Annotated in this window: 20 protein-coding genes and 2 pseudogenes; 14 read left to right on the top strand and 8 right to left on the bottom strand. The window is 66.0% G+C overall.

What is annotated here, in order from left to right; translation table 11 throughout:
* Window positions 1–8: 8 nt before the first annotated feature.
* Window positions 9–911: an AraC family transcriptional regulator gene (locus AB0L63_RS24530; RefSeq protein WP_364505018.1), complete on the bottom strand. Its 903-nt coding sequence runs from the start codon at window positions 909–911 to the stop codon at window positions 9–11.
* Between the two features lie 75 nt (window positions 912–986).
* Here AB0L63_RS24530 and AB0L63_RS24525 point away from each other — a divergent pair, with 75 nt between their 5' ends.
* From AB0L63_RS24525 to AB0L63_RS24495, 7 genes are all read left to right on the top strand, one after another.
* Window positions 987–1,835 carry an NmrA family NAD(P)-binding protein gene (locus tag AB0L63_RS24525; protein ID WP_364505016.1) on the top strand — a complete coding sequence of 283 codons (849 nt, stop codon included), beginning with the start codon at window positions 987–989 and terminating at the stop codon, window positions 1,833–1,835.
* Window positions 1,832–2,254 (top strand): VOC family protein, encoded by a 423-nt coding sequence (locus tag AB0L63_RS24520; protein WP_364505014.1) that lies wholly within the window; start codon window positions 1,832–1,834, stop codon window positions 2,252–2,254. Before AB0L63_RS24525 ends, AB0L63_RS24520 begins: the two co-directional genes overlap by 4 nt.
* Window positions 2,255–2,564: 310 nt before the next feature.
* Entirely contained in the window at window positions 2,565–3,062 is a 498-nt protein-coding gene (locus AB0L63_RS24515) for a methylated-DNA--[protein]-cysteine S-methyltransferase (RefSeq protein WP_364505012.1), read from the top strand.
* A complete protein-coding gene (locus AB0L63_RS24510; protein ID WP_364505080.1) occupies window positions 3,059–3,556 on the top strand; it encodes an RNA polymerase sigma factor in 498 nt (165 codons plus the stop codon). The genes AB0L63_RS24515 and AB0L63_RS24510 overlap by 4 nt, the downstream gene beginning before the upstream one ends.
* The gene (locus AB0L63_RS24505; protein WP_364505010.1) at window positions 3,553–4,170 is read left to right on the top strand and encodes a methylated-DNA--[protein]-cysteine S-methyltransferase; all 618 of its coding nucleotides are present in this window, start codon (window positions 3,553–3,555) and stop codon (window positions 4,168–4,170) included. Before AB0L63_RS24510 ends, AB0L63_RS24505 begins: the two co-directional genes overlap by 4 nt.
* Window positions 4,167–4,901 (top strand): 2OG-Fe(II) oxygenase, encoded by a 735-nt coding sequence (locus tag AB0L63_RS24500; RefSeq protein WP_364505008.1) that lies wholly within the window; start codon window positions 4,167–4,169, stop codon window positions 4,899–4,901. The genes AB0L63_RS24505 and AB0L63_RS24500 overlap by 4 nt, the downstream gene beginning before the upstream one ends.
* Window positions 4,891–5,109, top strand: coding sequence for a hypothetical protein (locus AB0L63_RS24495; RefSeq protein ID WP_364505006.1), 219 nt, complete (start codon window positions 4,891–4,893; stop codon window positions 5,107–5,109). Before AB0L63_RS24500 ends, AB0L63_RS24495 begins: the two co-directional genes overlap by 11 nt.
* A 286-nt stretch (window positions 5,110–5,395) precedes the next feature.
* Here the strand turns inward: AB0L63_RS24495 and AB0L63_RS24490 are convergent, their stop codons facing one another.
* A complete protein-coding gene (locus AB0L63_RS24490; RefSeq protein WP_364505004.1) occupies window positions 5,396–6,544 on the bottom strand; it encodes a macrolide family glycosyltransferase in 1,149 nt (382 codons plus the stop codon).
* 869 nt (window positions 6,545–7,413) lie between these two features.
* Window positions 7,414–8,067, bottom strand: a complete 654-nt coding sequence (locus tag AB0L63_RS24485; protein WP_364505002.1) for an SDR family oxidoreductase — start codon at window positions 8,065–8,067, stop codon at window positions 7,414–7,416.
* A 158-nt stretch (window positions 8,068–8,225) separates the two neighbouring features.
* Between AB0L63_RS24485 and AB0L63_RS24480 the strand changes: the two genes are divergently transcribed.
* The 6 genes and pseudogenes from AB0L63_RS24480 to AB0L63_RS24455 all read left to right on the top strand — a co-directional run.
* Window positions 8,226–8,375 carry an SDR family NAD(P)-dependent oxidoreductase gene (locus AB0L63_RS24480; RefSeq protein WP_364505000.1) on the top strand — a complete coding sequence of 50 codons (150 nt, stop codon included), beginning with the start codon at window positions 8,226–8,228 and terminating at the stop codon, window positions 8,373–8,375.
* A gap of 555 nt (window positions 8,376–8,930) precedes the next feature.
* The gene (locus AB0L63_RS24475) at window positions 8,931–9,188 is read left to right on the top strand and encodes an FAD-dependent monooxygenase (RefSeq protein WP_364504998.1); all 258 of its coding nucleotides are present in this window, start codon (window positions 8,931–8,933) and stop codon (window positions 9,186–9,188) included.
* Window positions 9,185–10,411, top strand: a complete 1,227-nt coding sequence (locus AB0L63_RS24470) for an FAD-dependent monooxygenase (RefSeq protein ID WP_364504996.1) — start codon at window positions 9,185–9,187, stop codon at window positions 10,409–10,411. The genes AB0L63_RS24475 and AB0L63_RS24470 overlap by 4 nt, the downstream gene beginning before the upstream one ends.
* 137 nt (window positions 10,412–10,548) lie before the next feature.
* The gene (locus AB0L63_RS24465; protein WP_364504994.1) at window positions 10,549–11,634 is read left to right on the top strand and encodes a serine hydrolase domain-containing protein; all 1,086 of its coding nucleotides are present in this window, start codon (window positions 10,549–10,551) and stop codon (window positions 11,632–11,634) included.
* Between the two features lie 166 nt (window positions 11,635–11,800).
* Window positions 11,801–12,076, top strand: a complete 276-nt coding sequence (locus tag AB0L63_RS24460; protein WP_364504992.1) for a hypothetical protein — start codon at window positions 11,801–11,803, stop codon at window positions 12,074–12,076.
* A gap of 50 nt (window positions 12,077–12,126) precedes the next feature.
* Window positions 12,127–12,282: pseudogene (locus tag AB0L63_RS24455) on the top strand (IS30 family transposase); the annotation flags it as partial.
* 81 nt (window positions 12,283–12,363) lie between these two features.
* On the opposite strand, the gene AB0L63_RS24450 reads toward AB0L63_RS24455, so the two are convergent.
* From AB0L63_RS24450 to AB0L63_RS24435, 4 genes are all read right to left on the bottom strand, one after another.
* Window positions 12,364–12,933: a hypothetical protein gene (locus AB0L63_RS24450; protein WP_364504990.1), complete on the bottom strand. Its 570-nt coding sequence runs from the start codon at window positions 12,931–12,933 to the stop codon at window positions 12,364–12,366.
* Between the two features lie 279 nt (window positions 12,934–13,212).
* Window positions 13,213–13,704 (bottom strand): hypothetical protein, encoded by a 492-nt coding sequence (locus AB0L63_RS24445; protein ID WP_364504988.1) that lies wholly within the window; start codon window positions 13,702–13,704, stop codon window positions 13,213–13,215.
* Window positions 13,705–13,838: 134 nt separating this feature from the next.
* Window positions 13,839–14,540 (bottom strand): hypothetical protein, encoded by a 702-nt coding sequence (locus AB0L63_RS24440; RefSeq protein WP_364504986.1) that lies wholly within the window; start codon window positions 14,538–14,540, stop codon window positions 13,839–13,841.
* A gap of 849 nt (window positions 14,541–15,389) precedes the next feature.
* The gene (locus AB0L63_RS24435; RefSeq protein ID WP_364504984.1) at window positions 15,390–16,352 is read right to left on the bottom strand and encodes a zinc-dependent alcohol dehydrogenase family protein; all 963 of its coding nucleotides are present in this window, start codon (window positions 16,350–16,352) and stop codon (window positions 15,390–15,392) included.
* 132 nt (window positions 16,353–16,484) lie between these two features.
* On the opposite strand from AB0L63_RS24435, the pseudogene AB0L63_RS24430 reads away from it, so the two are divergent.
* Window positions 16,485–17,211: pseudogene (locus tag AB0L63_RS24430) on the top strand (IS481 family transposase); the annotation flags it as partial.
* A gap of 483 nt (window positions 17,212–17,694) precedes the next feature.
* Here the strand turns inward: AB0L63_RS24430 and AB0L63_RS24425 are convergent.
* Window positions 17,695–18,258 carry a GNAT family N-acetyltransferase gene (locus AB0L63_RS24425; RefSeq protein ID WP_364504982.1) on the bottom strand — a complete coding sequence of 188 codons (564 nt, stop codon included), beginning with the start codon at window positions 18,256–18,258 and terminating at the stop codon, window positions 17,695–17,697.
* Between the last annotated feature and the right edge of the window lie 116 nt (window positions 18,259–18,374).

Genomic DNA, 18,374 nt, shown 5'->3' with positions numbered 1-18,374 from the left:
TGTCTGTGCTAGACGGCCATGTTCGCCTCGCGCCAGCGACCAGGTGGCAGGCCGTGGTGTCGCCGGAAGGTCGCGGCGAAGGCGTTGGGTGAGGTGTAGCCCGTCCTGCGTGCGATCTGGTCGAGGGTGAGCTCACCGGCCCGAAGATAGTCGCGGGCGAGGGTCAGACGCCAATCCGTCAAGTACTGCATCGGGGTTTGGCCCAGCGCGCGTTCGAAATTGCGGGCGAAAGACGGCCGAGACATGGCGGTGAGTCGGGCGAGCTCGGGGACGGTCCAGCTGTGGTCGGGTTTCTCGTGCATGGCCTGCAGCGCCCGGCCGAGCCGGGGATCTTCGGCGGCGTGATACCAGCGTGGGGCGCTGGAGCTCTGGTCGAAGGACACGCGCAGGACCAGCACGAGCAGAACGTCGAGGAGCCGGTCGAGAACCGTCTGGCTACCGGGCGCCGAATGCTGGAGTTCCCGCGAGATCAGGGAGACGACGTCGTGCACCTGATCGTGCGCGGACGGTCGGATGACCAGGACAGGCGGAAGAGCCTCGAGCAGGCTTCGACCGACGTCACCGGCCAGACGATAGGCACCGCACAGGAAGACCACTGCCTCGGGATCGGCGGCGTCGACATCCGGTGTCCGCGCCCAGAACTCCTCGTGCGAGACACAGATGGCCGGGTTCGGCTCGTCGGCGATGTGGTGGTCCCGTCCCCCGACCGCGATCGCGAGGTCGCCCGGTAACAGTCGATGGGCCTCGGTGGCGTCGCCGAGCCAGAGCCATGCATGGCCGCGAAGCACGGTGTGGAGCGAGAGCTGAATGGAACCGGGCAGGGTCAGACCCCAGGGTGGCCGGGTCACCGAGCGCGCGAAGACCGCACCCGATGCCCGAGCCCGCACCAGGTAGTCCTGCAGAACATCCACACGACGAGCGTATCGCGTTGCCATTGGAGAGTTCTAAACATTGATACGCGCACTACTGTGACTCAGGCTGGGGATATGAATGAAAACCGCCCTAACATCCTCGTCCTCGGAGCAACGGGAAAGACCGGCTCCCGCGTAGTCGCCGACCTCAGAGGCCGCGCAGCCTCCGTCCGCGCCATCGCGAGGTCCGGTACCGACATCGTGTTCGACTGGAGCAACCGCGAAAGCTACGGCCCGGCAGTGGAATCCGTCGATCGCGTCTACCTCATGGCGCCGGTCCTGCGCACCGACTTCGCATCCGATGTCTCGACGTTCCTCGACGCCGCCGAGCGGGCGGGGGTCGAGCATGTGACATTCCTCAGCGCGTACGGGATGGACCACGCACCGGACGAGATCGCCACGCGCGCAGTCGAACTCGACCTGATCGCGCGCCACCGGCTCGGCCACACGATTCTGCGGCCCGCGTGGTTCATGCAGAACTTCAGTGAGACGTTCCTGCGGCCGGTGTGCGGCGCGATCACCGTACCCACCGGCGACGGCGCCGAAGCGTTCATCGACGTGGAAGACATTGCGGCCGTGGCAGCGAACACACTCGCCGATCCGGCCGCACACAGCGGACATGCCTACAGCCTGACCGGGCCGCAAGCCCTGACCGTCGCCGACGCCGCCACCGTCATCAGCCGTGCCACAGGCCGGCCGATCGTGCACCGGGACCTGGACCGTGAGACATGGGTCGCCAGCGTACTGGCAACCGGTATCCCCGCCGAGTACGGTGCCGTTCTGCGCCAGTTGACGGAGACCATCGCGGCGGGCAACGGTGCCCGGCCCGACGACACCGTCGAGCAGATCCTCGGCCGCCCCGCACGAACTTTCGACCAGTTCGCCCAGGCGAACGCCACCGCGTGGAAAGAGAGCGCACAGTGATCGACCACGTCTACATCTCCGTCACCGATATCGACCGAGCGCTGGCCTTCTACCTCGAAGCCCTCGCCCCCGCCGGCTGGCGCGCGTTCGGGAACTACCGCGCCGCCGACGGACCGGACGGCGTGCCGGACCTCTTCGGTATCGGTGACGCCGACTACATCTCCGGCGCGAGGGTCGGCTCGAGTATCTGGTTGCGCCGACGCGTGTCCGGCGAGACCGGCCTCTATGTCGGCATCGTCTGTGACAGCAATGAGATGGTCGACGCCGTGTATGCCGCTGCCATCCGGGCCGGCGGCATCGACGAAGGCGAACCGGCCGACCGAACCTACTTCGCACCTGGCTATTACGCCGCCAACGTCCGCGATGTCGATGGCAACCGCCTGGAGTTCGTCCACAAGGCGTGGAACACGACCCACTGAACCGGGCACGATGGCGGATGCGGCCCATGGCTGTGACCGAGCATGGCGCCACGATTGGCCGCTGACGCGGCGATCCTGTGTTGCTGCAGGATCGCCGCGTCGGTGTCGTAGCCGCTGGCGCCGTTGGAATCCCCGCCCGCAGGGCCTGCCGCTGTGCAGAACTGTGGCGGCCGACGTCAGGGCCATCCCCAGCCGCCGGTCAGTTGTGCGAAGACTCGCGAATTGGGACCCGTTTCTCACGTTCGGTGCCCGGTGAGCGTCTGCCTGGTGAGAACGAGAGAGAGGGAAGCGGATGAGTATTCGGCACACGGTGATCGACACCGCGGCGCTCGGACCGGTCACGATCGTGGCGAGCGATGCGGCGGTGACCGGGGTGTATTTCCGGCATCACATTCGGCGGCCGGCGCAGGAGCTGTTCGGGCCGCCGGTGTCGTTCGTCGACGACACGGTTCTGGGGGAATCCGTCGGGCAGTTGCTGGAGTATTTGCTGGGTCAGCGTCGTAGTTTCGATTTGCCGTTGAACCCGGCCGGTGACGAATTCCAGCAGCAGGTGTGGGAACAGGTCAGTGCCATACCGTTCGGGGAGACCACCACCTACGGGCAGATCGCTGAACGCTTGGGTGACCGGTCTCAGGCTTACCGTGTCGGCCAAGCGGTGGGCGCGAACCCGCTCTGTATCTTCATCCCGTGTCACCGGGTGATCGGCGCGAACGGATCGCTGACCGGGTACGCGGGCGGACTGCAGCGCAAATGTGCACTACTCGAGCTTGAGGAGCCGGCTGCGATCAGCGCGGGAAGGCTGTTCTGACCGTGAAACCACCGTTCGAATCGGTCGTGACCGAGCATGGGCCTACCGTGCTGCGGGTCTGCCGGGTGGTGCTCGGCGCGCACGACGCCGAGGACGCCTGGTCGGAGACGTTCCTGGCCGCGATGCGCGTCTACCCCGACCTGCCCGAGACAGCGAATGTGGAGGCGTGGCTGGTGACCATCGCCCACCGCAAAGCGATCGACGTGATCCGCGCGGCCAAACGCAACCCGCTGCCCATGCATCAGATGCCCGAGGAGCCGACCGGCAACGGTGTGGCCGGCACCGACGACACGGGAATCTGGGCAGCAGTCAGCGAGCTGCCCGACAAACAACGCCAAGCCGTCGCCTACCACTACGTGGCCGGGCTGCCCTACGCCGAGATCGCGCAGATCCTCGGCGGCACCACCGACGCCGCACGCCGCGCCGCCGCCGACGGTGTGAAGAATCTGCGCAAGACCTACCCGGGCGCGACACCGAAAGGAGAAACACGATGAACGAGATGCACCGCGACGACGATCTGGCCGCCGCTCTGTCGGCGCCCGTGGACGAGACCACCCTGTCTCGACTGCACCAACTATTGGAACGCGAGGCCGAACAGGCCGAACTGCTCGACGTCGCCTACACCACCATGGATACCCCGGTCGGGCAGCTCCTGCTGGCCGCCACACCAAGGGGCCTGGTCCGCGTGGCCTACGCCCGCGAGGACCACGACAAGGTCCTCGAAACCCTCGCCCACAAGATCAGCCCACGGATCCTTCGCGCGCCGGCCCGTCTGGACGAGGTGATGCGCGAACTCGACGAGTACTTCGCGCACCGCCGCACGTCCTTCGACCTGTCGCTGGATCTGTCACTGTCACACGGCTTCCGGCAGACCGTGCAGAAACATCTGCCCGAGATCGGCTACGGGCAGACCCGCAGTTACGCACAGGTCGCTCAGCTCGTCGGCAACCCGAAGGCGGTGCGAGCGGTCGGCACGGCGTGCGCGACCAACCCGCTGCCGGTGATCGTGCCGTGTCACCGCGTGCTGCGCACCGACGGCAGCCTGGGCGGATACGTCGGCGGCGCGGACGCCAAGCACCTGCTGTTGGACCTCGAGGCCGCCGCATGAATGCCGCCACGGCCGCGCGCTCGAATCGATGGGCCGAGCGGGTCGGCCGGGTGGACTGGGCAGCGGTCACCACCGGCATCGACGAATACGGCGGCGCACCCCTGCCCGGCCTGCTCACCGCAGAAGAGGCCGCCACGATCGCGGACCTCTATGCCCGGCCGAAGCTGTTCCGCAGCACCGTGGACATGAACCGGTATCGGTTCGGCTCCGGCGAGTACCGGTATTTCGCCGCCCCCTACCCTGAACCGGTCGAGGAGTTGAAGCAGGCGCTCTACCCGCGACTGCTGCCGATCGCCCGCGACTGGTGGGCGCGGTTGGGCCGCCCCGCGCCGTGGCCGGACACCCTCGACGAATGGCTTGCTGTGTGCCACAAAGCCGGCCAGGCCAACTCGACGGCGATCCTGCTGCGCTACGGCCCGGGTGACTGGAACGCACTGCATCGAGACCTGTACGGGGAGTTGGTGTTTCCGCTCCAGGTCGTGATCGGCCTCGACCGGCCGGGCGTCGACCACACCGGTGGGGAGTTGCTGCTCGTCGAGCAGCGCGCCCGCGCCCAATCACGCGGAACCGTGACTCAACTCGAGCAGGGCGACGGCTTCGTGTTCACGACCCGGGACCGGCCGGTGCGGACCGCGCGGGGCTGGTCGGCAGCCCCGGTCCGCCACGGTGTGTCCACGATCCGGTCCGGCCACCGCCGCACGCTCGCGCTGGTATTCCACGATGCCGCCTGATCCGGCGGCCCGTACCTACCTGCTGCTCGATGCCCAGGGGCAGCCCTACCGGTCCGCGGCTGCCGGGCAGTGGGGCGGGCACCGCCGCAGCAAGATCTGGCATGTGGGGTCCAGTGGCGCGAAAAGTCGCGCTAAGCGTTTCGGGGGAGCCGGATCGACTGATTCGGGTGGTTTGGTGAGCATTGTTGCGGCGCTGATGGTTTCATGAGCGGCTGTGCGGTATGAGAGTGCGGCGCCGGGGTATGGCCAGTTGTGTCATTATCTGCGGTAAATCCTTAGCGCGACTTTTCGCGGATTTGGTTAGGGCCCGCGAAAAGCCGTTTCGCACACCCGGTTCCCGGAGACAGCCGGGTGTGCGAGGCGGAAGCGAGGCCAGACTCACCAGTCTCCTTGCTCCTGGCACAAGCCATAGATGACGAGGGCAGGGAGAACAAGAGGGGATGGTGAACAGCGAATGCTGCTTCGCCACGACCTGGCTGTGGTGGTGGGCAATCTCAGGTCAGCATGTTCTCGATGAGGTCGGCAGCGCGCGGGGTGCCGCCCTCGGCCTGTGCGTCGGCGCGCAGTCGTGCCGAGCGGCGGGCCACCTCCGCGTCGGTGACCAGGTCGTGCAGGGCCGCCCGTAAGGTCTCAGCGGTGGCTTGCGGGGTGTCGATGCGGCGGGCAACGCCCAGTTCCACGAGCCGGTCGGCGTTCATGAACTGTTCGGCGGCCTGCGGCACGGCGATCATCGGCACGCCTGCGAGCAGTCCTTCGCCGCAGCCGCCCATGCCGGCGTGAGTGAGAAAGGCATCCGCGTGTTCGAGGATCTCACGCTGCGCGACCCAGGAGTGCACCTCGACGTTGGGCGGGATATCGCCGAGTTCCTGTGGATCGGTGTACTTGCCGATCTGGAGGACGACGTGCCAGCCGGGCAGGTCGCCGTAGGCTGCCAGGCACCTGCGGTAGAGCTCCGATTGACGGGTGTATGCCGAGCCCAGGGAGATCAGCAGCACGTTGTCCGCATCCGCCGGGCGGCTCCAGCTGTCCGCGCCCTTATGCACGTTGAAACATGGCCCGACGAAGGTCACCGTGCCGGTGTCGATCTGGTCGGCGTGCGGCTGCATCGCCCGGGTGATCAGCGCCACGGCCCGCGAGGGACGACCGGAGAAGGCGCCCACGTCAGTGGTGGCCGCTCCGCAGCCGGCCAGCCACTGCGCGAACTTCGTCCGGTAGGCGTCGGCGCCCGGTAGCTGCCACAGGTGTGCCGCAACGTCCTGGTCGTAGCTGTCCCAAGCTACGAACGTCGGAGACAGTTGCAGAACGGGCCGGTTCTGCGATTCGGCAAGGGCGCGCGCAGCGTAGGCGCCGATGTCGTAGAGGTACAGGTCCGCCGGGTCGTGGTCGTATGCGGCGCGCAACTGGGGAAGTGCCTGGATGGCGTCGCTGAGAAACAGACCCATCGCGGCGATGGGGTCGTCGGGCCAGTCGTTGTCGGCGACCGGCAGTTCGGACGTGCAGGGGACGAGTTCGGCGCCGGTGGCCGCGATGAGGTCGGCTACCGCCGGGTCGTTGGCGTAGGTCACGCGGTGGCCGCGGGCCACCAGCTCGCGGATGATCTCGAGGCTTGGCAGGACGTGGCTGACGGCGGGGATGCCGACCATCGCGATGTGGGTGCGGCGATGGGATACGGAAGACACGGAAGCTCACTCATTTCAGCTCTACGGCGAACAGGACACAACAAACCCGCGCACCGACCTCTTCGAGAAGGGGCTCGGTCGTAGAGGGCGCGCGTGGACGTGTGGGAAGGGAAGCCGGGGCGCTGCCCCGGCCCCGTCAGCCGTAGATCTGCTGGAAGTGCATTCCCGCGACTCTAGCCACGATCGAGCTTCCAGACACCCCAATTACCGTGGACACCTCCCCCACGCAGGCCGATAGAACAGCACGGGAGTGCCCAACCGCACGTGCTCGGTAATGCCACTCCAGCTCGGGGCGCACAGGAGCCCTGTCGTACATCGCATACTTTGCGGCCCGCTCCGTCAGAAATTCGACCGGGCACTCCGGACCTCCAGACAGCCAGTGATCAACACGACTGCCGAAGGCTCCGCCCCACCAAAGCCTTGGTCAAAGCGCTCCCGGGCTCGCGAATGACTTAGCGCCGGTTTCGTTCCAATGTTCCTCAACCCCCTTAACGCGACTTTTCTCGTCGCTGGACCCCGTGGGCCGATCTACGGCCGCCTGGACTCAACATCGACGGCGGATTCCAAGCCAAGTAACCGGGGTGGCCAGTTGTGGACATGACCCGCACTCGCGCTGGTCGGTACCGCCTACCTGGAAGGGCTGACCGGCGTCGGTGCCGACGGATCGGCGTGGACCGTCACCGATCGCATGCTCCGGCACCAACCTGGCACGACACGATAGCCGGGCAGTCTCGGCCTCCGTCGATCATGCGGCGATCCATGATCGGCAGCCGATGCCGGCGGCCACAACGACTGTGCCACTGCCGATCTCACGCTTCGAAGCCGGTGCACGTCTACAGACTGACCGAATCCGTCGCCGAAGAAATGGAACGAACGTGGAGCGACCCACATGCGACTGCTGTTATCGCCGCCATCGCGCGGGCGATGATGTCGGTCTTGATCGCGCCGGGCGCGACCGCGTTGACCCGCACGCCCTGACCGGAGTATTCGATCCCCGCGGTCTTGGTGAGGCCGACCACCGCATGCTTGGTCGCGGCGTACGGGCCGCTGAACGGGATGCCGTTGAGCCCGACGATCGAGGCCAGGTTCACGATCGCGCCGCCACGCCCGCTGTCGAGCATCTCCTTGATCTCGCGCTGCATGCACAGGAACAGGCCCATGACGTTGGTCGACAGCATCTCCTGGAACTTCACCGGGTCCGCCTCGACGATCGTCTTGGTCTCATGGGCCAGGCCGGCGTTGTTCACGGCATAATCCAGTCGCCCGAATTCGCGCATGACCGAGTCGAACAGGTCGGTGATGCTCTCCTGCGAGTCCACGTCCGCGACCACGAACGAGGCGCTCCCGCCTTCGGCGGTCAGCTCCCGTACCGCCGCCTCCCCGACATCCGCGGGCTGTCCCATCCGGCCCATCGGGTGCATGTCCCGGATGGTCTCCTCGTCGTACTGGCCCAGAGTGCTAGGTTCTGTCGCTCGTGCGCCCAGCACCGAATGACCCGTATCAACCTGTGCGTTGCCTCAGATTCGGTGACGGTTATGGGCGGGCGGGGCGTGCCCGCGAACACCGGGCGCAGTGTGTCTACGAGCACGCGTCGAGGTGGCGAGCCTCACAGCGCGGGAACACCACAGGCAAGGAGACGGGAACCATGAGCACGGACAACAAGGTCGCCGACGCGAAGGTTGCTGTGATCACCGGTGGCGCAACCGGTATCGGGAAGGAGACCGCGCGGTTGCTGGTGGCCGACGGCGTGCACGTCGTGATCACCGGTCGGCGGAAGAGCCGTCAGCCGCAATGAAGACGGCCTACGAACACGATCCGGAATTGGCGTCACTGGCAATGGAATTCAGCCCGACACTGAGCCGCATGCTGAATGTGTCTCTCCTAGGCCTGCTCTCGGAGCGGCCGGAGGTGTGATCGCATGCCGCACACCACATGCCCGCCCTCGGCCTGTCGAGTAGCAAGGCGCTGTTCCTCACGGCGGCGGCCGGGGAATCGAACCCGCGAAGCGAAGGCCATCCCCCGGCTACGCGTATTTCCGCAGGTAGATCCGCGTGTTTAACGGATGTGTCCGATGAGATCGAACCGCCGGCCACCGAGATATACCTGCTGTTGACCGTCGCCGACGAACAGCAGGGAATTGGGGTGTCGGCGGCAATCTCCCCGACAAGTCGCAAGCCCATCCCCTGGCCGTCAAATACCGTAACCGGGCCGCAATTCTCGCTTACGCCAAGGGAATCGACGCCCGCAATACCGTCGATGACCTTGACGGCGGCACCGGTGTGACGTGGAATGGCGCCGGAAACGAACGAGGACTGATCCGACAGCAGCCAGTGGATGCCGGCCGCGATTGATGCTGGCGTGCGAGCTGCGTCTGGCAGGCGTCGACGTGCTGGTGGTCGAGCGGCTCACCGAACCCGATGAGACCGTTAAGGCGGGCGCGATCAACATGCCCACCGCCCAGGCGCTCGACCGGCGCGGCCTGCTGCCCGAGCTGCTCTCCGCCCAGGAGGACGCTCGGGCGCGGTTCCGTCAATTCCTGGATGGCACAGGCAAGTCCATGCCGGTGCGGACCGGCGGGCCGCTGCCGGGCATTTCGCCGGCATCATGATCGACCCGAACCAGGTCGGTTTCGAGGACCCCGCCTTCGCTGAGGTCGGCCCTGCAGGGGAAGCGTTCCTGGTTTCCCAGCAGGCCGTAGAGGCCATCCTCACCCGACGCGCCCTCGAGCTGGGCGTGCAGATCAGACATGGTGTCGAAGTGACCGGCTTCACCGACGACGGTATCGGCGTCACCGTGGACTGCGGTAATCGCATCGTGCGCACCGGATGGTTGGTCGGCTGCGACGGGGGCCGTAGCCTGGTCCGCAAACTTGCCGAATTCGATTTCCCCGGAATAGATCCCGAGATCACCGGCCGCCAAGCACTGGTGGAGATGACGGGCACCGCCGATCTCTCCCCCGGCTGGCACACCACACCTACCGGCATCTACACCTTCGGTCCCATGCCGGGCCGTTTCCTCACCGTCGAGCTCGACGGCCCGCCCGCCGACCGCGCCACCCCCGTCACCGCCGATGAACTGGAAGCCAGCCTGCGCCGCGTATCCGGCGCGGATGTCACTATCACGAAGGTCATTTCGGCCACCCGCTTCACTGACAACACACGCCAGGCCACCGAGTACCGCAAGGGCCGAGTGTTGTTGGCCGGCGACGCCGCCCACGTGCACTCGCCTTTCGGCGGCCAGGGCCTCAACCTCGGCATCGGTGACGCTGTCAACCTCGGCTGGAAACTCGCTGGCGTGGTGACCGGCTGGGCGTCAGCCGATTTGCTGGACACCTACACCGCCGAACGCCACCCTATCGGCGAGTGGGCGCTGGAATGGACCCGCGCCCAGATCGCGATCATGCGCACCGACCCCCGCAGTCGCGCCATGCGCGCTGTCACCGCCGAACTCCTCGCCACCCGTGACGGAACCACCACCGTCTTCAAGAAGACCTCCGGAGTCCTGCACCGCTACGATCTCGGCGGCACGCATCCCCGCACCGGCGCAACCGTGCCTGACCTCGGGTTGTCCGACGGCACCCGCGTGGCCGAGCACTTCGGCCCCGGCAAGGCCGTGGTGTTCGATCTCGCCGGCTCGCCCGAACTGCGCGACCGGGCCGCGGCCTGGGGCGAGCGCCTGCACATTGTGACGGCCAAATCCGTCCATCCACAGGATCTTTCGGCACTGCTGGTTCGACCCGACGGATACGTCGCCTGGGCTGCTGACCATGGCGACCTCGCCGGGCTGGAGACCGCCCTGACCCGCTGGTTCGGCACCCCCGTCCACGCCTGAACCGGTCCGACCAGCGGACAACAGCTGTGCAAACGCCGACAGGCCGGCGCAAGCCACACGTGAGCCTGGTCGCGCAGACTGGGACAACAGCACACCAGTTCCATAGCGTGAACGAACGAAATACCAAGTGAGGAAAAATGATTCAGAACCTGCTCGACGATCTCGTGGATTCCGGCCGGGAGATCGGCATCCAGGTCGCGGCCTATGTCCATGGGCGGCTCGCGCTCGAAGCCCACGCCGGCTCGGCGGACACCGCCACAGGCTGGATGGTGGACCAAACCACGTTGTTCCCGTCGTATTCGACGGGAAAGGGGATCGCCGCCCTCGTGGTCGCCGTGTTGGTCGACCGCGGCGTACTCGACTACGCCGCCCCGGTTGTCGAGTACTGGCCCGAGTTCGGTACGCACGGCAAGGAATCCATCACCGTCGGCCAGGTGCTCACCCATCGGGCGGGCCTGGCATCTCTGCCCGCTGATCTCAGTGTCGAGCAGTTCAGCGACGCCGCGGCGGTCACGAACTGGCTGGCCGAGCAACGTCCCGAATGGAAACCCGGCACCGCCACCGGCTACCACGGCTGGACCTATGGACACCTGGTCGCCGAGATCGTGCGCCGCGCCACCGACCGGGCCATCGACGCCGTCCTCGACGACATCGCCAACCCGCTCGGCATCGCGGACCAGCTGTATTTCGCTCTGCCCGACGGGGCCCGCGCCGCCACCCTCTACGACGGAAACTGGTCCACCATCCTGGATTACATGCCCCCGGCCTTCCACCGGGTCGCCCCGGCCGCCGTGGCTCCCACCGCCGACTTCGCCAACCGCCCCGAGATCCGCCGTCTGGCCGTTCCCGCAGCAGCGACCATCACCGCTCGCGGTGCGGCCCGCCTCTACGCCGCCGCGATCTCCGGCGAGCTCCTGAGCCCCGCTACCCTGCACGAGGCCACCACCCTGCGCACCGATGCCATCGACCGCGTGCTGGGCGGACCCATCCGCAAGGCCCACGGCTTCTTCCTCGGCGGCCCCGGATCCCCTACGGGAACCAACCCGACCATCTTCGGCCACAACGGTTCCGGCGGCAGCATCGCCTACGCTGACCCCGAGCACGGACTCGCGCTCGCCGTGACCCACAACCGCCTCGCGGCCGGACCCCAAGACAGTGTCGCTCGAGTCGTCGCCACGGCACGACACGAACTGGGGCTCGGCGACTTCGTGGCCGTCGGATAGCCGACCGCTGCACCCAGCAACTGCGATCGAGGTCGCCACACACGCGACCACCGTCGGACCGTGGTCGACGTTCCGCTCGACAGTCGGGCGGTGCTGCTGCAGGTCCATGTCCGCCGCCTAGTGTGCCCGACATCGAACTGCTGCAAGACATTTCGAGAAGGCGGACATGCACCTCGTTCCCGACCCCTTGCAGCACGATGACGACGGCGAGTTCGAGATGACGCCTCGGCAGATGTGGGTTGCCCACCTCGCAGCGTGCACACTTGCGGACGGCGCGTACGACGACATCGCGAAGTATGGCGACGCCCCGATCGGTCACGGCGCTGACTGGTCGGTGTTCGTGTCCTTCCCGCCGGCGACATGGCGCGAGGGCGCCCAGTTGCGCCGGCAGGCGGCTCGGGCGTTCGACGATCTCGCAGGTGACATCGACGCCGGCCACTAGCCGCTGCCCACCCGTACCGGCGAGGAGATGGCCTTGCACCTGGTCCTGCTCACACCAATGGGCTAATACGCCAGTACTTTCCGAAAGGCACAGACCTATCCATCCACGGCTTGATTGAACTCGAACGCGTCGCGCACGCGCTCAACACCAGACCCCGCAAGACGCTCGATTGGGAAACCCCAGCCGAGCGTCTCGCTAAGCTCCTCGGCTCAGCCGCATTGACACGAGTGTTGCGACGACCCGTGAAATCCGCCGAGAAGGGTGTGGGGGCCGACTCATGCAGCACCTCAGCAGGCGGGCTCCACGAGCATAGGCACGATCGAGGTACCGGCAGGATCGAACAAGTCCTGACCACACGAGTTGCACTCGCCTTCATCAGGCTTCGCTTCCGTCCTGGGTAGCTGCCACACGTTCATGCCACCGCACGGACAGTCAATGATGTAAAGCAACTCGGGAGAAGGCCGATCCAGACCCCACGCCCGACTCGACGCCGTCGTGCGACGCATGACGCCGACACGATACGTATCGTCGCCGGACCGCAGTTCGCCAAGCGCCAACCCCACGGGGGCCAGGGCATCATCCACTGCGCGCAGAATCGCCGGAACGTGTTCACCGCGCTCCAGGTCAGCCCCGGCCGCTTCCCTAGCTGCGGACTCGACGGCAGCGACAACCGCGCGGTCCTTCCCAAAGGCCGCCACCCGACCCACCACGAACTGCGATATCTGTCCGGGCCACCCCTCACCAGACCAGTCGACTGGCAAGAGAACCCCCTCCTGGATCAAGGAAGCCACCCCATCGTCCACATCGAGCAGAAACCCCCGCTCAGCCGCCGCAAGAAAATACGCCATATCGCTCATGCCGCCAGCATACGAACGAGCATCCGAGCCGCCGGAGGCTACGCAATCGGCATGTTCACCGCGGACGCACTGTTCCCCGGCTAGGCTCTAAGCTCACGCCCCGAAAATCCCGACCTGACAACAGCAACGGCGCACAGGGGCCGATTCGTCACAGTCCGTCGTTGGCAGTACTCACAGATGGCTGCCCCGCTGCTGGATCCTCGACCGCGCCTGGCCGGGACCGAACCGGACATGCCGCCCGGCTTCTTCCGGGTTTCTCGACGGTCTTCGTCTGACGGATCACCTGCATCCCGACGGCGCCGGCGCGGGCGGCCTTGCCTGCGTTGTGCGCATCGCGGCGGCACCGGTCCGAACACCACGGGTCAGCGCGTCGGAGCCGGGCGTGGTCTCCGGGACCAGGCCGACGTTCATGGCCTGACTGCACAGCACGGCCGCCATCGACACCCCCAGATCGGCGACTCGGGCGCTGGTGCCGGCGACGTGGGTGAACGACTGATTACGGGCGGTTCGGTGGGGCCGAGGCGAAGGCGCTGCGTGCGGTGCCGGTCGACCAGTATCGGTATTGATCGAACGGGCGACGAAGTGTCGGACCTCGCGATGCAGGTCGAGGTCGCGCAGGTCGCCGTGCACGAGGGTGTCGACCGCACCGGCCAGATTTCTGGCGTCGGCGTCGGCGATCGACTGCATCATGCGTGCCGCGGGGTCGCGGGCGACGGATTCGAGATCACGGGCACCGAAACCGAGGGGCCCGTATGCGTTGGCGCGCCCCATAGCCGAGGTGTCGCCGCGCGATGCCTGCTCCAGCGCCCACAATTTCGCTTCGGTGGGTCATCGCGAAATCCATTGCAGCGCTGTGGATTCAGACTTCATCAAGCGCCACTCAACTGTTGTCCACAGCACCGGTGTCATCGCTTCGAGCGCTGGATCATCCACTGGGTGATGGCCGCGACCGCCGCGACCATCGATGCACCGCAGGCGATCAAGGCGGCACCGGTGAAACTGGTGGTGGAATATCCGGAGGAACGCACACCCGGCAACATCAGGTCACCGCCGGAAAAGGCCCACTGTATCCAGGAACCCACTTGACCACCCGCGTCCCAACTTCGAGCCGTCATAGCCATCAAATCCGATGCTCGGCTATTGAGGTTGCGCATGGTCAGTAGCACGAAAATCGCCACCGCAATTCCGGAAGCCACCGCTATTCGATACAGCGCCGCCTTACCGATTCGCAGATTGATCACCACCACGGTCACCAGCACGATGATCGTGGCCGTGGTGAAGATGGCCCAGGTGCCGCTGATGTCAGCGGTGCTCGGACCGGAACCCGACCAAGCCATCAGGTAGCTGGTAGTGGCCTCGATCCGGCCGAAAGCGTCGGCCCGCGCCATCCCATCAGGTCCGGTGACGGTAATCCAAGGCCGGAACAACATGACCAGCGTGACCAGGTTGGCGACTGCGGCCACCAGATAACCCGCGTTTCCCCGCAAGGACGCTGTCCATCCACTCCGTAACGCCCGCTGCATCTGCGCCCAGGGTGTCACCCCGGGCGCTGCGACTTGCGCGGCACGCGGAGATTCGCGCAACTGCCAGGGTGTCGGCTGAGTCATTGCAGCCGCCACGCGGAGTCGATGACGGAAGCCGGCGGGCATCGCCGACACTCGTGCGCACATGCCCATCCGCGGCCGAAATATCCCTGAGAACAGACCATCTCAGCATGCTATGAACAGGTCTGCGCCCACATCTCGCTCCATACGAGGCCTTTACCGCCACTCCGGTCTACCGATGAATTCCTTGATGAATTCCTTGCGGCCAACCGCCCCGCATTGCCGACCACCGATCATTCGCCGGGCCACCAATCGCGTCGGACCGAGATGAGAAGTCCTCCAAGTGCATTCGGCTCGTCCACCCTTCTGGCCGAACTCGCCGAAGAGTAGCGCGACGATACGGAATAAGTGCCGGTGATGGTCGGCCGTTGCTCTCGGCTGCGGCCCGTTTGACGCGAAGTTGTTGCGGCTCAGCGACTTTTACGAGGTCAGACCCTCGGCACCGGGTTGTCCTGTGCCGCTGCGGAGATGAGTACCAAGGGCAGGGTTACGGTGCACCCGAAGAGTAGGATCCAGCCAACCGTAACGGTGCCTTGGTGGTCGGCCCACTGGTCCAGTCGCCGCCGACGGCGAGGTGGTTGCCGGTTCACGATCGCCGAGATGGCGTGCGGCTCCTGCTGGCGACGGAGCCGAGTCTCAGATGAGGTTCAGCGCAACGGCCAAGGTGCCGAGCGTCGCCACCGGGGTCCACGCCAACGGCGACGCCACCATCGCGTTGCTGGACTGGCTCGAACACGCCATCGACCACACGACTTAGCTCGTCTTTTAACCCCACCACGCACAGCTGATGGGGGTTAAAAGACAAGCTGAGACCAGCAGCAGGACACACAGAGCCCCAGACAGCCTGGAGTGTTACGCCACTTTCAGGAGGATCTTGCCGCCACGGAGGAGATGTTGCACCGCGTCCTGGATATGCTCGAGGGGGTACACGCCCGCCACGGGGACAACAAGGGCTCCGTCGGCCACCAGCGGTGCCGCTTCACGAATGACAGGCAGCACCTTATCGCGGTAGTCGAAGTCGCCGACAAAGAATCCGCGGACGGTGAGGTGCTTGCCGACCAGTGTCGAGGTGTCGACCCACATGGGTTCGTCCCTGGCCCAGGAATAGCTGACCAACCATCCACCGTCGGACAGCAATTCGAGCAGCCGCGCCACCCCCGGACCACCGACGGCTTCCACTGCCAGCGCCACTCGCGCGTCGCCGATCACTGCTCGAACATCGCCGACCGCATCGGGGTCGTCGACGTGGACCACGTCGGCCCCGGCTGCTGTGAGCTCGGCGAACGTTGAATCGTCACGGGCCAGGTTGATCGTCTTCAGTCCCCGAAGTTTGGCCAGCGCGATCAATGACCGTCCCACACCGGAGTTCGCGGCGTTCTGAACCACCCAGTCACCGGGCTGCAGGGTGGTGCATTCACTGAGCATCAAACCTGCCGCCGGGGGGTTGCTGCCCAACATCGAGTACTGCTCGATGTTGCCGCCGGCGGGGAGTGCGAACAGGCCGTCGGCGGGCACGACGAGCCGCTCACGCCACGCACCGGCATACAGCGGTAGCACGACCAGATCGCCGACTTGAAGTCCATCGACCTCGGCGCCAGCGGCAAGCACGCGCGCGACCCCCTCTGCGCCTGGTATGTGGGGCAGGGGTGGTCGCGCCAGCATGCCGGTGACAACCAGTAGGTCGTGTTTGTTCAACGGCGAGACCTCAACGCTCAACAGAACCTCATGCGGACCCGGTGGCGGCGGCTCCTCGATGTCGACGACGCGGAGCACCTGCGCGGGGTCGCCGAACTGTTCCATCTGGATGGCGCGCATATTAATTCCTCTCCACCGAAGGCTAGGTGTACTGACCACGGACGTTGGTGACGGCGTGGCGAGCTGAAATGACGAAGACCTCCGAGTGAGATGCGAGCTGTCCAGGAACGCACTCACCGATCGGAGGTCTTCGTGTCCCACCGTAATGCCCCGCTGACGGAGTTGGGTCGTTTGCGTCTTGCTCGTTATGTCGTCGATGACAAGTGGCCGTTGCGACGAGCCGCCGAACGATTTCAGGTCTCGGCCACCACCGCGTCGCGGTGGGCCCGCCGCTACCGGTCGCTCGGGCCGGCGGGGATGGCGGATCGGTCCTCACGCCCGCACCGCAGCCCGGACCGGACACCGCCCCGGACCGAACGCCGCATCATCAAGGTTCGTGTGCTGCGCCGATGGGGAGCGGCGAGGATCGCGTACCTGCTGGGGTTGAATCCCTCGACGGTGCACCGGGTACTGCGCCGCTACAAGCTGGCACGGCTGACGCATCTGGACCGGGCCACCGGACGGGTGATCCGACGCTACGAACACGACGCTCCGGGTGATCTGGTACACGTCGACATCTAGAAACTGGGCAATATCCCCGACGGCGGTGGGCATCGGGTCCTCGGGCGGCTTAGCCGGCCAACGCCACCGCACCCGCACGCCGGGTAAAACGTTGGACCGCAACGGCAACAGCCACGTCGGCTACAGCTACCTGCATAACGCCGTCGATGACCATTCCCGCCTCGCCTACAGCGAAATCCTCGCCGACGAGAAGAAGGAGACCGCCGTCGCGTTCTGGATGCGCGCTCGAAAGTTCTTCACTACCAACGGAATAACTGTTAAACGAGTACTCACCGATAATGGCAGCTGTTACAAGTCGGAACCTGTGGCGCCTGGAACATCATTCGGGCATGACCGTCGGTCATACCTTCAACTTGATGGTCGGCCCCGCCGATAACTCTTTGCCATCGGCTTCGACCACCTCTTCCCCAGCACTGAGAACGAGGACACACCGCCCGATTGAGCAGCGGCACAGTGCTCTCGAGTCAGACCAGGCGGCGAACGTCCCACAGCCAGACGCCCGTCAACCCGCTGGGCGGGAAGCCCAGTGGGAGATCGGTGGCAGAACACCTGCATTTGCGCCAGAACGCTGGCAATACGTCAGATCAACTGGCAAAGGGCACGAATCTGCTTGTGCGGGTGGAAGGTTGGAATGCGCGGTTAGGGCGGTGAATGTCGTCGACGTTGTTTGTCGGTGAATTCTGGTGTCATTGAGCGGCTTCGGGCTCGCGTTGTGTCGGCGGAAAGTGACGTCACCTGCACGGCGTGTCGCAGAACGGGGCTTGGTGGCGTCACCTGCCATTCAGGCTTTGAACGAGTGCAGGCTGGCCAGGCACAGGGTCTGCCCGGCGTCGAACCATTCGAACGTGCTGACCGGCTGGAATCCTAGGCGGGCCGCGAGTCTGAGCGAGCGTTTGTTGGCCGTCTGGGTCGCAATGAGGACCGGCTGGTCTGGGAGCTCGTCTGCGGCTGCGCGTAACGCCGCGCTGGCGGCCTCGAACGCCAGTCCTGCGCCCCAGGCCTCGCGCCGCATCAGGTAGCCCAGTTCCAGTTCCTCGCCGTCGTCGGTGACATGGCCGGGCTCGTTGGCGGCGCGCCGTTTGAGCTCGAATCTTCCGATCAGGTTGTCGGTGGCCTTGTCTGCGATGATGAAGTGGCCGGGAGTGGCGGTCGCGTTGGCTGTGCCACCGATCGCGTTGAGGCGCTGCTCGACGTCCTCGCGCAGCCGCGGGACTCCGATGTAGGCCCAGACCTCCGGGTCGGTCTGTAGCTCGATGAGCCCTTCCCGATCAGCGGCGCGCGCCTTGCGCAGCAGGACCCGCTCCGCGGTGATCTGGACAGTGGACAGCATCGGCAACTGGTTCATGTGGCCTTGTTGGACGCTGATCCATCAGATCATGTCACCGCCCAGTGGACACCTCTGCGAAGCGCGAGAAGCCTTCCACCACAATAAAGATCACGCACGATTCGGAGTTGTCCAAG

The organism is Nocardia sp. NPDC051990 (assembly GCF_040680755.1).
GTDB lineage: Bacteria > Actinomycetota > Actinomycetes > Mycobacteriales > Mycobacteriaceae > Nocardia.
Note: the sequence above shows the minus strand (reverse complement) of the source record. Positions and strands in the feature narration are given on the sequence as shown.